The following is a 12743-nucleotide window of genomic DNA, read 5'->3' as shown; positions in this document are numbered from 1 at the left end:
CGTCAGCCCTCCGGTTCCCGCTTCATCACGAAGTCGTACGCCGCCATCGGGCCCAGCAGCGTCATCTCGACCCGGCCGTCCCACTCCTGTGCGAGCGAACCCACCGCCTCCTCGAGTTCGCCCTGACGGTCGAGCTCGACGAGGACGGCGACGTGGGCCGCGTCCTCCTCGTGGGTGGGCTGGCGGTCGTTGACCATCGGTTCGAGGGCTTCGAGGGCGTCGACCACCCGGCGGGTGTCCTCGGCGCGTTTGGCCTCGATCGCCTGGCTGATGATCTCCCCGAGGGCCATGCGGGCGTCGCGGGTGGCGTCCTCCGGCTTGTCGCGGATCTCGTCGCGCAGCCGGGCGGCCTCGGAGTTCTCGTCGAGCACCTCGCGCAGGACGGCGTTCTCGACGTAGCGGCCCTTGATCACGAACTGCGCGCGGCCCTCGAGTTCGTCGAGTGCTGCCTTCATCTCGTCGTGGTGCTCCTCGAGCAGCTCCCTTTCCACCGCCTCCGCATCCGTCATCACCGCCCCGAATCGCAGCGGCAGCACGGGCGCGACGGCCGCGGAACCGTCCAGCAGTTCCGCGTGCGCCTTCAGATCGTCGGGCGTGCCGAGCGGCCGGTCGACCGAGATCTCGCTGACCAGTGCGGCGATGTCGCCGTGGCGCACCACCGCGACGTCGCTCTGGGGCTTCCCCACGCCTTTCGCGTGTTCCTCGGGCTCCACGTCGGCCGGCACGATGCCGTACACGTATATCGCGGTGCTCTGCCCGCCTTCGCTCTCGGGTGCCTCTGCGGCCTGATCGGTGGACATCAATCCCCCCTTCTCTTCGGTCGGCTGGCCGGCTGCCGCTTGTCCTCCACGTCGCCGAGGAAGTCCATGACCTTCTCGCCCGCGGCCTCGAGCGCGCCCTTGGTCTTGTGCTTCGCGCCGCCCTGGGTGATGTCACCGACGAGGTCGGGCAGGCCCTTCGGTTCGTTCTGCGAGATCTCGAGCCGGTTCACCGCCTCGGCGAATCGCAGATAGGTGTCGACACTGGCAACGACGATGCGTGCGTCGATGGTCAGCAGTTCGATGCCCACCAGCGACACCCGCACGAACGCGTCGATGACGAGTCCCTTGTCCAGGATGGTGTCGATGACATCGGCCAGGCCCGACGAATTCGGACGGGCCATGGTGCCGCCGCCGCCTCCGCCGCCCCCGCCGCCGGCGGGTTGGATGCTCATGTGCGTGCTCCTTGCCTGCCACCCTTACGGGTGGCCGCGCGCCGTCGCCGTGAGGGTGCCGGTTCCTCCTCGGGCTCCTCGTCTTCCTCCTCCGGCTCCTCGTCCTCCTCGTCCTCCTCGTCCTGCAGGCCTTCGTCTTCCTCCTCCGGCTCCTCGTCTTCCTCGTCCTGCAGGCCTTCGTCTTCCTCGTCCTGATCCTCGGGGAGTTCGTCCTCGGTCTCGTCCTCGGCGCCTTCGTCCCCGACGTCCTGCTCCTGGTCCTCCTGCTCCTGTTCCTCCTCTTCGCGCCGGGCGGTCTCGTCGTCCTTGACGACCTCGCTGTCACGGATCTCGCCGTGCCAGCCCTGGATGTCCTCGGCGTGCAGGACGGCCTCGGTCATCACATGGCGTTCGAAGTGCTTGAACTCCAGTCGTGCTCGTCGACCCACGGCCCGCCACAGGTTGGCCGTCTTCTCGAACAGCCCCTTGGGGTGGTACTCGAGCACCATGATGATCCGGGTCAGGTTGTCGGTGAGCTCGTGGAAGGTCACCGCCCCATCGATGTAGCCCTTGGCGCCCTTCGAGCGCCACACGATCCGATCGAACGGAACCTGTTCGAGAATCGTCGACTCCCACGTGCGTCGCGACCAGAAAACCTTCCCGGTCCATTGCAGCTTCTCGTCGGAAGCCTGCTCGACCTGCTCGACCTTCTTCATGAACTTCGGCCAGTCCGCGAACTGGGTCCACATGTCGTAGGCAAGTTCGATCGGGACGCCGACGTCGATCTGCTCGACGATATTGGTGAGCTTGATCTTCTTGCCGCCGGCGCCCTTGCCTTTTCCGCCTCCGCCGAGGGATTCCTTGACGCCCTCGAACTTGTCCTTGGCGGTCTGCTTGATGTTCTCCAGGCCGGTGCTCATGGCGGACTTGACCGACGACTCGCCCTCCGCGGACTTCTGGCCGCCGGTCAAGGCGCTCATCAGGTTGCCGCCCCCGCCCTCGGCATAGTCGTTGAGGCGCCCAGCAGTCCCGGTCACCTTGTCGGAGACCGTCGACAGGGCACGCTCGGCAAACGTCCCGGCCAGACCTTGCAGCGACTTCTGCAGGTGCTTGGTGGGTGAGAGGTCCTGCACCGCCTTGCCGGCGCTGCCGGCCGCCCCGGTGGCCGTCTTACCGGCCTGTCCCGCGGTGCCGGCGGCGGTCTTGCCGGCCTTGCCGACGGTCTCCGTGGCGGTCTTGCCCAGCCGGCGGGTGGCGTCTCCGAGTGATCGCGTCATCGGACTCACTTCCTCGTGCGCCGGACCGGAGCGCGTCCGGTGGAGGGTGTCTCAGCGCGGGTGCTGCGTCGCCGGGGCTTCGACGGCTCCTCGCCCTCGTCGCCGGACTCCTCCGGTTCCTGTGGCTTCGACTTGGCCCGGGATGCCTTGGGACGGCTCGCGGATTCCGAGGTGCGCCGTCGGGCGGCCGGCCGCCGCCGCGCGGGCTTCGGGGCCTCCTCCTCGGCTTCCTCGGCCTCTTCCGGAGCGCCCTCTTCCTCCTCCGGGGCTTCCTCCTCTTCGGCTTCCTCCTCCGGGTACTCCTCCTCTTCGGCGGACTCCTCGCCCGGCTCCTCCTCGTATTCGCCTTCGGCGTACTCGTCTTCGGGCTCCTCGCCGGCGTACTCCTCTTCCTCCGGCTCCTCCTCGGCAGCCTTGGAACGTCCGGCGGCGCGCTGCTGGAGCCGATCGTTGAGCGAATCGATCCGGTTGCTCGCGGCGGTGACCGCGGCCGCGCGGGCGGCCATCAACAGTTCGCCACGAACCGTATCGGTGATCTTGACGAGTTCCGGGGAGGACCCGACCATCGAGGCCCCACGCTTGAGGATGTCCTGCGGGTTGCTCGGCAGGCGTCCCGTCAGGCCTGCCCCCGCGAGCATCAACGCCAGCCGCATCTTGTGCGTGCGACCGAGGAAGTACCCGATACTCACCCCGGCAGCGACTCGTGCCCCACCTTTCATGACCATTCTCCTTCGCCTGCAAGTGGCCGCGATGCGGGCAGGTTCTCGGCTGCGCACGATGTCTGGTCCGGTGCGTCGGGCCCGCGGTGCGGTTCGAATGTGGTGTAGCCCACACTACGCATTTCAAACATCGGTTCGCTGACGATCAACAGGAATGCGCGTGCGGCACCACCAGGGTGTGATAAAGGACCGATCGGTATGTCCCGGAGGTGTTTCCCGGCGGCACCCCTGGGGTATGACAACCCTCGACGGGGCGCGGCTCCGTCCCCGCAGAAATGCTAAGGAGGGCACCATGGCTCACCTCGCCAACAAGGTGATGCACAAGGCCGAGGAAGTGGTCGGCAAGACCCGGTACAACCTGGGCAAGCGGACCGGAAACAAGAACCTGCAGAGCGTGGGCAGGCGCGGCCAGGTCTCCGGGCGCGTCAAGCAGTTCGGCGACCACCTCACCCACGCGGTAAGGAATGCCCAAGGGCGATTCAAGAACAGGTCACATCGTTCCGATCTCCGCTGAGCCTCCCCGCGCACCGTCGGCGGGCGTCACTCGCAGGCGGCGAAGCCGCAGGCGCGCAGGGCGAACGCCGCCTCGGGCCCGATGATCTCGCCGACCAGGGTCAGGAACCGGTCGACGAACGCGGGTCCGTGCGGCGGCTCCGCCGGATCGTCCGGATCGGACGCATCCAGATGGTGCGCCAGCTCGTGCAGCACCACCAGCTCGCGGAACGCCCACGCGGTGTTCGCGCGGTGCTCCGGGAGCGCGATTGTGGCGCAATCGCTTTCGTAGTGAGCGGCGGCATGGCCGGCGCGTGCCCGAACGCGCACCCGCACCGACGCCCGCGACCAGCGCGCCCGCACCCAGTTCAGCGCCAGCACCGAGTCCACGTACGCCTGGACGGAATCAATGGAGGCGAAGCGCCGCTCCACCGGCAGGGTCACCTGCGACCCGGCCAGCTCCACCACCCGGAGTCCGCGCTCGTCGGCGCGGTCGAACATCTTGCGTACCAAGGACTCCGCCTCGTAGACGGCGGTCCTCTGGGTGTCGCGCAGCCGGGTCACCGCGGCAACCGCCGGGCCGGAGTCGGCAGTTCCGGAGTCGTTCCCAGGCGCGCCTGCCGTCCCGCCCGGTCCCCCGCGCGACGGGCGTCGGACGAGTGCCCCACCCCCACCCCCGGCCCGCGCCAGCTGCCGCGCGCCTCGGACGTGGTGCGGTAGAAGTCTCGCAGCTCGATCTGCTTGTCCCGCAGTGCCAGGGCCGTGCCCGGTGCGGCGGCCGCCGCCTCCTGCTCCGCGTCCTGCTTCGCCTCCGCGAGCCGCCGGCCGATCCGCGCCGCGAACGCCGACTGGAAGTTCAGCCGCGCGGTGACGGCCGCGACGGGCCGGCGCACCCGGGCCCGCACCCGCCGTCCCCCGCGGGTCTCGACCACCGTGCGCACCGTCGTCTCCTCCTTGTAGGTGCCCGAGCGCAGGTACGCGTCGGAGGCGCGGACCATCTGCACCAGCAGCGAGGAGTACAGCGCCTCGCACACGTCGATGTCGGAGGCGAAGCCGTAGGCGTAGATCACCGTCGACGTCGTGGTGATGTCGCACTGGACGTCGTTGGCGGCGGCGATCGCCAGGAACAGCTGCGCGTACGTCCGCAACCCCTTCCGGCCGGCCTCGCCGATGGTGATCAGGCGCTGCACGGGGGTGGCCCGGCGCTCCCGGCCCGCCGTGTGGGCACGCGCCACCGCCAGATCCACCGACGCCGCCGTGGCCAGCCGCTGCGCGGCGGCGAGGAACGCGTCGGCCTCGTGGGGGTTGTCGGTGGATTCCGCCTGACGGAGCAGGCCACCGATGCGGGTCAGCATCTTCTCCGAACTCACCCAGGCAGGCTACGCCGTGGTGCCCTTTCGGACCCGTGGTGATCCGAAAGGACACCACGGCGACGGGGTCGCCTATTCTCCTGCCATGGCCCCAGTGACCTTCGACCACGCGACCTGTCTGTTCCCCGGGTCGACCACGCCTGCCGTCGACGCGTTGAACCTGGAGATCGAGGACGGCGAGTTCCTCGTCCTGGTCGGCCCGTCCGGCTGCGGCAAGTCCACCTCCCTGCGGATGCTCGCGGGACTCGAACAGGTGCACAGCGGACGCATCCTCATCGGCGGCCGCGACGTCACGGCGCAGGAGCCCAAGGACCGGGACATCGCGATGGTGTTCCAGAACTACGCCCTCTACCCGCACATGTCCGTCGCCGAGAACATGGGCTTCGCCCTCAAGCTCGCCAAGACGCCGAAGGCGGAGATCCGCGCGCGGGTCGAGGAGGTCGCGAAGATGCTCGACCTCGAGCAGTACCTCGACCGCAAGCCCAAGGCGCTGTCCGGTGGGCAGCGGCAGCGTGTCGCCATGGGCCGCGCCATCGTCCGCCAGCCGCAGGTGTTCCTGATGGACGAGCCGCTGTCCAACCTCGACGCGAAGCTGCGCGTGCAGACCCGCACCCAGATCGCGCAGCTGCAGCGCCGCCTCGGCACCACCACCGTCTACGTCACGCACGATCAGGTGGAGGCCATGACGATGGGCGACCGCGTCGCCGTGCTCGACAAGGGGATTCTGCAGCAGTGCGCGTCGCCGCGCGTGCTCTACAACAAGCCCGCCAACGTGTTCGTCGCCGGATTCATGGGCTCGCCGGCGATGAACCTGTTCAGGCTGCCGGTCTTCGACCGCGGGGTGATGCTCGGCGACACCGCCGTGCAGGTGCCGCGCGACGTCGTCGGCCGGGTCACCGAGTCGGAGGTGGTGGTCGGCATCCGTCCCGAGCATTTCGAGATCGCGCCCGACGGCCTGGGGATGGACGTCGACGTCGTCGAGGAACTCGGCTCCGACGCCTACATCTACGGCCGCGCCCAGATCGCCGGCCGCCCGCAGCAGGTCGTCGCGCGCGGGGACTGGCGCAATCCGCCCCACAAGGGCGAGCGGGTGCACCTGCGGTTCGACCCGGACCAGGTGCACGTCTTCACCACATCCGACGGACGTCGCCTGGGCTGAGCCGAGCGGCAGGGCACGACACGGAACCGATCAAGGTCGCGCGGAATCCCTGCAGTCCGGTGCCCTCCATGCCAGAGTAAGGGCCGATGTCGGTGGCCGGGTGCCGCCGACGAGGCTTTTCTCACGATCTCAACGGGGAGTCATTCATGATTCTGAACTCGAAGGCGATGCGCCGCGCGGCGGTCGCGGCGTCCGCCGCGTCGCTGCTGGTGCTCACGGCCTGTTCCTCCGACGGCGGCTCGGACTCGGGCAGCGAAGGGGGCACCGCCGCCGGCGGTGAGGGCCGCGGCCCCATCACGATCGTCGAGGGTCAGGATCCGCTGAACACGGCGCTCGAGAGCATCATCGCCGACTGGAACGCGGAGCACCCGGACGAGCAGGTCACCTTCAAGCCGCTGGGCAAGGAAGCGGACCAGCAGCGCGACGACATCACCCAGCGCATGCAGGCCCAGAGCGACGAGTACGACCTCATCGCCGTGGACGTCACCAACACCGCCGAGTTCGCGGCCAACGGCTGGCTGCGGCCGCTCGAGGGTGACTACGCGATCGAGACCGGCGGCCTGCTGCCCGCCACGGTCGACTCCGCCACCTACAACGGCACCCTGTACGCGGCGCCGAAGAACACCAACGGCGCGTTCCTGTACTACCGCACCGACCTGGTCGACAAGGCCCCCGCCACGTGGGCGGAGCTGAAGGAGCAGTGCCCGAAGGCGCAGGAGGCGGGCATCGACTGCTACGTCGGCCAGTTCAAGAACTACGAGGGCCTGACGGTCAACGTCTCCGAGATCGTCAACGCCTACGGTGGCAGCTTCGTCGCCGAGGACGGCACCACGCCGGCCATCGACGACAAGACCGCCGAGGGGCTGCAGTTCGTCGTCGACTCGTTCAAGGACGGGACCATCCCCGAGGCCGCGCAGACGTACACCGAGGGCGAGTCGCAGAACGCCTTCGGCGAGGGCCGCGCCCTGTTCATGCGCACCTGGCCGGGATTCTTCACCGACGGTGAGTCCTCGTCGGTCGCCGGCCGCTACGGCATCGCGGTGCTGCCGGGCGTGGACGGCCCCGGCGCCTCCACCCTGGGCGGCTACAACGTCGGCATCAGCGCGTTCTCCGATGCGCCGGCGACCGCCCGCGACTTCCTCGAGTTCATGCAGACGCGCAAGTCGCAGACCTACTACGCCGAGGCCGGTGGCGCGCCGGTCCTCGAGGAGGTCTACGACGACCCGCAGATCCTCGAGCAGTACCCGTACTTCGCGACGCTGAAGGAATCCCTGGCCAACGCGCAGCCGCGTCCGGTCACCCCGTACTACTCGCAGGTCTCCAAGGCCATCCGCGACAACGCCTATGCGGCGATCCGCGGTGAGAAGACGGTGGATCAGGCGCTCGCGGACACCAAGGCCGGCATCGAGACCGCCGGCAACTGATGCAGGAGTAGTACATGGCGAAGCCGCAGGTCGAGCCCGCGGACCAGTCGCCCACCACCACGGTCGGGACCGCAGTGATCGGTCCCGACCGTGGCCGTGGAGGCGGCCGGCACCGGGCTCCCGAGCCCCCCGAGCCGCCGGCCGCGGCAGTGAAGGCGCGCCGGCGGATACCGGTGTGGGCGTTCGTCGCGCCGACACTGGTCGTGCTGGCCGTCGTCATTCTGTATCCGCTCGGCCGGGCGGTGTGGATGTCGTTCCACGGCGACGCGAAGAAGCTCGATCCCGAGACGGGCCGGTTCGTCACCGGCGGCTTCGTCGGCGTCGAGAACTACGTCCGCTGGATCACGCAGAGCTGCGGCACCGCGACGGGCTCGATCCCGTGCCCGCCGGGCACCCTCGGCTCGCAGTTCTGGGGTTCGGTGGGCAACACCTTCTTCTTCACCGTGGTGACGGTGGCGCTGGAGACGGTCATCGGGTTCGCGATGGCGCTGGTGATGGCGAAGTCGTTCCGCGGTCGCGGCCTGCTGCGCGCGTCGGTGCTGGTGCCGTGGGCGATCCCCACCGCGGTCACCGCGAAGCTGTGGTTCTTCATCTTCGCCAACGACGGCATCGCCAACCAGATCCTCGGCACCGAGATCCTGTGGACGGCCGACCCGTGGCCCGCGCGGTTCGCGATCATCGTCGCCGACGTGTGGAAGACCGCGCCGTTCATGGCGCTGCTCATCCTGGCCGGGCTGCAGATGATCCCGTCGGACGTGTACGAGGCCGCCAAGGTCGACGGCGCGTCCGCCTGGCAGCGGTTCACCCAGATCACGCTGCCGCTGGTGAAGCCGGCGCTCATGGTCGCGATCCTGTTCCGCACGATGGACGCGCTGCGCATGTACGACCTGCCCGCCATCATGATGGGCTCCAACCCGGCCACCTCCACCATCTCGGTGCTGGTGGTCGACCAGATGCGCCAGGGCGCGAACTCCGCGTCGGCCCTGTCGACGATCACGTTCCTCATCATCTTCGCGGTGGCGTTCGTCCTGGTCCGGTTCCTCGGCGCCAACGCGGTGCGCACGCAGGAAGAACAGCGGAAGGGGACCCCGGCATGAGCCGACCGGGCACCGGCAAGGCCCTGCGCGGCAGCATCGGCACCTACGCCGGCGTCGCACTCATCGTCGTGTGGGGCCTGGCCCCGTGCTACTGGATGATCGTCACCGCGCTGCGCGACCCGGCGGACACGTTCAGCACCACGCCGTGGCCGACGAACCCGACGCTGCAGAACTTCGCGGACGCCCTGGACCCGTCCGCGAAGGTCAACTTCTCCCGGGCGCTGCTCAACAGCGTGATCATCGCCGGGGCCACCACCGCGATCGCGCTGCTGGTCGGTGTCTTCACCGCCTACGCGCTGTCCCGGTTCGACTTCCGCGGCAAGTACTTCGTCACCGGCATCATCCTCGGCGCATCGATGTTCCCCGTCGTCGCACTGGTGACGCCGCTGTTCCAGCTGTTCACCGACATCGGCTGGATCGGCAGCTACAAGGCCCTGATCATCCCGAACATCTCGTTCGTGCTGCCGCTGACGATCTACACGCTGACCTCGTTCTTCTCCGAGCTGCCCTGGGAGCTCGAGGAGGCCGCCCGCATGGACGGCGCCAGCCGGGGCCAGGCGTTCCGGATGATCATGCTGCCGCTCGCGGCGCCGGCGCTGTTCACCACCGCGATCCTCGCGTTCATCGCGACCGTCAACGAGTTCCTGCTCATGTCGCAGCTGTCGAGCGAGAAGACCGCCCCGGTAACCGTGGCGATGGCCCGGTTCACCGGGACCGACCCGTATGTGACGCCGTATGCGTCGATCATGGCGGGCGGCACCCTGGTGATGGTGCCGCTGGTGGTGATGGTGCTGATCTTCCAGCGTCGCATCATCGCGGGCCTGACCGCCGGCGGCGTCAAGTCGTGAGCCGCCGGCCGTCGCGCCGGCAGCGGCTCGAACTGCTGCTCGGGTTCCTGACCATGGTCACGCTGCTGGCGCTGGTCGGTGCGGTCGCCGAGCTGCTGTCCGCCTCGCCCGGGGTGGTCCCGTCGCTGGTGCTGCTCGGGTGCGTGGCGGCGTGGGGGCTGACGTTCCGGGCCTGGCGGCGCGCGGGCTCCTGAGGGGTGCCGTATCGCCGCAGCTCGGAGGCGGTTTGTCCGCCGGGGCGCGCGGGCCGGGCGGTGTCCGCGCGGCCTGCGGTACCCGTCACATCGGGACGGAACTCCGTACCATGCGATCGAGAGGGTGCGATCATTCGTCGGACCCGGATCTTTCCGAGAAAGTGGTACGTGTGAGTTCTACGACCCCGTCGAACCCCCAGCACAGGAAACCCACCGCCGCTGCGAAAGCGCGGCGGTGGCGCATCGTCGGCAACATCGCGCTCGCCGTGGTGGCCGTTCTGGTGCTCGTGCCGGCGCTCGCGTTCGCGGTGGCGTACATGTCGACGGACGTGCCCCGCCCGTCGGACATGAGGACCAATCAGGTCGCGACGGTCTACGCCGCGGACGGTACCACCGAGCTGAGCCGGATCGTGCCACCCGAGGGCAACCGTGTCGAGGTCGACCTCGCGGAGATCCCGGAGCACGTGCGCAACGCCGTGCTCTCGGCCGAGGACCGCAACTTCTACAGCAACCCGGGCTTCTCGGTCAGCGGCTTCGCTCGCGCGGCCCGCGACAACGTGCTCGGCAAGGAAACCGCCGGCGGCGGGTCCACCATCACCCAGCAATACGTCAAGAACGTGCTCGTCGGCGCCGACCGGACCGTCACCCGCAAGATGCGGGAGCTGGTGATCTCGACGAAGATGGCCAGGCAGTGGTCCAAGGACGAGATCCTGCAGTCGTACCTGAACACCATCTACTTCGGCCGCGGCGCCTACGGCATCGCCGCCGCCGCGCAGGCGTACTTCGGCAAGCCGGTCGGGGAGCTGTCGGTGGCCGAGGGCGCTGTGCTCGCCGGAGTGATCCAGACCCCGTCGGCGCTCGACCCCGAGTTCAACCGGCCGGCGATCGAGGCGCGCTGGAAGTACGTCCTCGACGGCATGGTCGAGATGGGCGAGCTCGACACCGCCGAACGCGACGCCCAGGAGTTCCCCCCGACGGTGCCGGCCGCGCAGGCGACGCAGGCCAACGAGGCCGGCGGGCCGGAGGGGCTGCTGCGCACCCAGGTGATCCGCGAGCTCGAGGCGGCGGGCATCAGCGGCCAGGTGCTCAGCACCGAGGGCCTGCAGATCACGACGACGATCGATCCGCGGGCGCAGCAGGCGGCGATCGACTCGGCTCGCGAGACCCTCGAGGGCGAACCGGCGAACCTGCGCACGGCCGTCGTGTCGATCGATCCGCGCACCGGCGCGGTCCGGGCGTACTACGGCGGCGAGGAGGGTGTCGGGTTCGACTTCGCGCAGGCACCCGTGCAGACCGGCTCGGCGTTCAAGGTGTTCGGCCTCGTCGCGGCGCTGAAGGACGGCATCGGCCTGAACGCCCGGTTCAGCAGCGCTCCGCTGACCGTCGGCAATCTCGAGATCGGCAACGTCGAGGGCGAGTCGTGCGGCGTGTGCACCATCGCCGAGGCGCTGAAGCGGTCGCTGAACACCAGCTTCTACCGGCTGATGCTGGCCATGGAGGACGGGCCGCAGAAGATCGCCGACGCCGCCCACGAGGCCGGCATCCCGCTCGAGATTCCCGGCATCGAGGGCCCCACGCTCAGCCACAACGGCGGCGCGCCGGAGGGCGGCATCGTGCTGGGCCAGTACCAGTCGCGGGTGATCGACATGGCGTCGGCGTACGCCACGCTCGCCGCGTCGGGGACCTACCACCAGCCGTACTTCGTGCAGCGGGTCGTCAACGCGGAGGGCGAGGTGCTGCTGGACCGGCCCGCGTCCCCGGGCGAGCAGCGCCTCGACCCGGCCGTCGCGGACAACGTCACGCAGGCGATGCAGCCGATCGCCGCGTACTCGCGCGGACACGCGCTCGCGGGCGGGCGGCCGTCGGCGGCGAAGACCGGGACCACCCAGCTCGGTGACACCGGCCTGAACAAGGACGCCTGGATGGTCGGGTACACCCCGTCGCTGTCGACCGCGGTGTGGGTCGGCACGCCGGACGGCACCGCGATCACGAACAGCTGGGGCGGGTCGATCTACGGTTCGATGCTGCCGTCGGACATCTGGAAGGGCACGATGGACGGTGCCCTCGAGGGCACCGAGGTCGAGAGCTTCCCGTGGCCCGAGCCGATCGGCGGGCAGGCGGGCGTGCCCGTCGACACCGGGGTGACGGCCCCGTCGAACAACGTCCCGGCGCCCGTGCAGTTGCCCCAGCTGCAGCTGCCGGAGCTGCCGCCGATCACGATCCCGGCGCCGCCGGTGGAGCTGCCGCCGGAGATCCAGGTGCCGCAGCAGATCGAGGTCCTGCCGGGCGTGACGATCCAGATTCCCGGATAGGTGATGGCGCCGCCGTGGGGGTGAGCGGTACCGCCGCCGGACCCCCGGGTCGGACCGGCCCGGGGTCCGAGAGACGCCACGGCCGCGCCGCGGCCTCGAACGTGGCGAACGCCTGCGCGGCCGTCAGCTCGCCCGCGGCGACAGGACCGAACAGGCCGACGATCCCCCACGCGAGGAACCGCACCGCCGGATCGCACTCCGCCTCCCCCGCCTCGCACTGTTCGCGCAGGTGGCCGGCGAGGACCTCGTGGACCATGTGGGTGGTGGCGCGCACGAGCACGGCGTCGCTGCGCCGGCCGGCCAGCGCCTCGTACAACCGCGGGTGCTGCTCGCACAGGTCGAACACGGTGCGCACCGGTCCCCACGGCGTCCGCCGTCCCCGAGCGCGTTCCTCGACGGCCCGCTGCACATATTCGGTGCAGCTGACCACCAGCAGGTCGTCCTTGTCGCGGAAGTGGTGGTAGAACGTGGAGCGGCCGACGTCGGCGCGATCGAGGATGTCGCGGACGGAGACGCGGTCGTAGCCCTTCTCGGTGAGCAACTCGATCAGCGCTCGGTGCAGTTCGTTGCGGGTCCGTCGGACCCGGCGGTCCTCGGTGGGCGGCACGGGTTCTCCTGCGGTCGTCGGCGTTACCGCACATTGTGCGCCCGAGTGTCCG

Annotated in this window: 14 protein-coding genes; 7 read left to right on the top strand and 7 right to left on the bottom strand. The window is 69.6% G+C overall.

Features of this window, described 5'->3' with window-relative positions; all coding sequences use genetic code 11:
• Positions 1 to 2 precede the first annotated feature (2 nt).
• From HFP48_RS27260 to HFP48_RS27245, 4 genes are read right to left on the bottom strand one after another with little or no spacing between them, the layout of a single operon-like run.
• Positions 3 to 800, bottom strand: coding sequence for a GvpL/GvpF family gas vesicle protein (locus HFP48_RS27260; protein ID WP_050036169.1), 798 nt, complete (start codon positions 798 to 800; stop codon positions 3 to 5).
• The gene (gvpJ, locus tag HFP48_RS27255; protein WP_185713320.1) at positions 800 to 1213 is read right to left on the bottom strand and encodes a gas vesicle protein GvpJ; all 414 of its coding nucleotides are present in this window, start codon (positions 1211 to 1213) and stop codon (positions 800 to 802) included. Before gvpJ ends, HFP48_RS27260 begins: the two co-directional genes overlap by 1 nt.
• A complete protein-coding gene (locus tag HFP48_RS27250; protein ID WP_168580416.1) occupies positions 1210 to 2469 on the bottom strand; it encodes an SRPBCC family protein in 1260 nt (419 codons plus the stop codon). The genes gvpJ and HFP48_RS27250 overlap by 4 nt, the downstream gene beginning before the upstream one ends.
• Positions 2470 to 2474: 5 nt before the next feature.
• Entirely contained in the window at positions 2475 to 3188 is a 714-nt protein-coding gene (locus HFP48_RS27245; protein ID WP_050036167.1) for a hypothetical protein, read from the bottom strand.
• Positions 3189 to 3480: 292 nt separating this feature from the next.
• Between HFP48_RS27245 and HFP48_RS27240 the strand changes: the two genes are divergently transcribed.
• On the top strand, positions 3481 to 3702 hold the full coding sequence (locus tag HFP48_RS27240; RefSeq protein ID WP_006932247.1) for a CsbD family protein: 222 nt from the start codon (positions 3481 to 3483) through the stop codon (positions 3700 to 3702).
• Between the two features lie 26 nt (positions 3703 to 3728).
• Here the strand turns inward: HFP48_RS27240 and HFP48_RS27235 are convergent, their stop codons facing one another.
• Both HFP48_RS27235 and HFP48_RS27230 read right to left on the bottom strand, forming a co-directional pair.
• Positions 3729 to 4244 (bottom strand): TIGR04338 family metallohydrolase, encoded by a 516-nt coding sequence (locus HFP48_RS27235; RefSeq protein ID WP_006932256.1) that lies wholly within the window; start codon positions 4242 to 4244, stop codon positions 3729 to 3731.
• Complete coding sequence (locus HFP48_RS27230) at positions 4241 to 5050, bottom strand: DUF2786 domain-containing protein (RefSeq protein ID WP_168580415.1); 810 nt, start codon at positions 5048 to 5050, stop codon at positions 4241 to 4243. The genes HFP48_RS27235 and HFP48_RS27230 overlap by 4 nt, the downstream gene beginning before the upstream one ends.
• An 85-nt stretch (positions 5051 to 5135) precedes the next feature.
• Between HFP48_RS27230 and ugpC the strand changes: the two genes are divergently transcribed.
• From ugpC to HFP48_RS27200, 6 genes are all read left to right on the top strand, one after another.
• Positions 5136 to 6209 (top strand): sn-glycerol-3-phosphate ABC transporter ATP-binding protein UgpC, encoded by a 1074-nt coding sequence (gene ugpC / locus HFP48_RS27225; RefSeq protein WP_029546720.1) that lies wholly within the window; start codon positions 5136 to 5138, stop codon positions 6207 to 6209.
• 146 nt (positions 6210 to 6355) lie between these two features.
• Positions 6356 to 7633 (top strand): ABC transporter substrate-binding protein, encoded by a 1278-nt coding sequence (locus HFP48_RS27220; protein WP_006932272.1) that lies wholly within the window; start codon positions 6356 to 6358, stop codon positions 7631 to 7633.
• A 14-nt stretch (positions 7634 to 7647) separates the two neighbouring features.
• On the top strand, positions 7648 to 8730 hold the full coding sequence (locus HFP48_RS27215; protein WP_029546719.1) for a sugar ABC transporter permease: 1083 nt from the start codon (positions 7648 to 7650) through the stop codon (positions 8728 to 8730).
• On the top strand, positions 8727 to 9578 hold the full coding sequence (locus tag HFP48_RS27210; protein ID WP_006932281.1) for a carbohydrate ABC transporter permease: 852 nt from the start codon (positions 8727 to 8729) through the stop codon (positions 9576 to 9578). The genes HFP48_RS27215 and HFP48_RS27210 overlap by 4 nt, the downstream gene beginning before the upstream one ends.
• Complete coding sequence (locus HFP48_RS27205; protein ID WP_006932283.1) at positions 9575 to 9772, top strand: hypothetical protein; 198 nt, start codon at positions 9575 to 9577, stop codon at positions 9770 to 9772. Before HFP48_RS27210 ends, HFP48_RS27205 begins: the two co-directional genes overlap by 4 nt.
• A 170-nt stretch (positions 9773 to 9942) precedes the next feature.
• Positions 9943 to 12084, top strand: coding sequence for a transglycosylase domain-containing protein (locus HFP48_RS27200; RefSeq protein ID WP_168580414.1), 2142 nt, complete (start codon positions 9943 to 9945; stop codon positions 12082 to 12084).
• Here the strand turns inward: HFP48_RS27200 and HFP48_RS27195 are convergent.
• Positions 11987 to 12691, bottom strand: a complete 705-nt coding sequence (locus HFP48_RS27195) for a TetR/AcrR family transcriptional regulator (RefSeq protein ID WP_065923287.1) — start codon at positions 12689 to 12691, stop codon at positions 11987 to 11989. The two genes, HFP48_RS27200 and HFP48_RS27195, sit on opposite strands and share 98 nt — an antisense overlap.
• Positions 12692 to 12743 lie beyond the last annotated feature (52 nt).

This window comes from Rhodococcus sp. DMU1 (assembly GCF_012272955.1).
In the GTDB taxonomy this organism is placed as follows: domain Bacteria; phylum Actinomycetota; class Actinomycetes; order Mycobacteriales; family Mycobacteriaceae; genus Rhodococcus; species Rhodococcus aetherivorans.
Note: the sequence above shows the minus strand (reverse complement) of the source record. Positions and strands in the feature narration are given on the sequence as shown.

What these genes read in the sequence shown, in the direction of transcription:
- HFP48_RS27260 (WP_050036169.1), bottom strand. Translation starts at nt 800, where the DNA reads ATGTCCACCGATCAGGCCGCAGAGGCACCCGAGAGCGAAGGCGGGCAG.
- gvpJ (WP_185713320.1), bottom strand. Translation starts at nt 1,213, where the DNA reads ATGAGCATCCAACCCGCCGGCGGCGGGGGCGGCGGAGGCGGCGGCGGC.
- HFP48_RS27250 (WP_168580416.1), bottom strand. Translation starts at nt 2,469, where the DNA reads ATGACGCGATCACTCGGAGACGCCACCCGCCGGCTGGGCAAGACCGCC.
- HFP48_RS27245 (WP_050036167.1), bottom strand. Translation starts at nt 3,188, where the DNA reads ATGAAAGGTGGGGCACGAGTCGCTGCCGGGGTGAGTATCGGGTACTTC.
- HFP48_RS27240 (WP_006932247.1), top strand. Translation starts at nt 3,481, where the DNA reads ATGGCTCACCTCGCCAACAAGGTGATGCACAAGGCCGAGGAAGTGGTC.
- ugpC (WP_029546720.1), top strand. Translation starts at nt 5,136, where the DNA reads ATGGCCCCAGTGACCTTCGACCACGCGACCTGTCTGTTCCCCGGGTCG.
- HFP48_RS27220 (WP_006932272.1), top strand. Translation starts at nt 6,356, where the DNA reads ATGATTCTGAACTCGAAGGCGATGCGCCGCGCGGCGGTCGCGGCGTCC.
- HFP48_RS27215 (WP_029546719.1), top strand. Translation starts at nt 7,648, where the DNA reads ATGGCGAAGCCGCAGGTCGAGCCCGCGGACCAGTCGCCCACCACCACG.
- HFP48_RS27210 (WP_006932281.1), top strand. Translation starts at nt 8,727, where the DNA reads ATGAGCCGACCGGGCACCGGCAAGGCCCTGCGCGGCAGCATCGGCACC.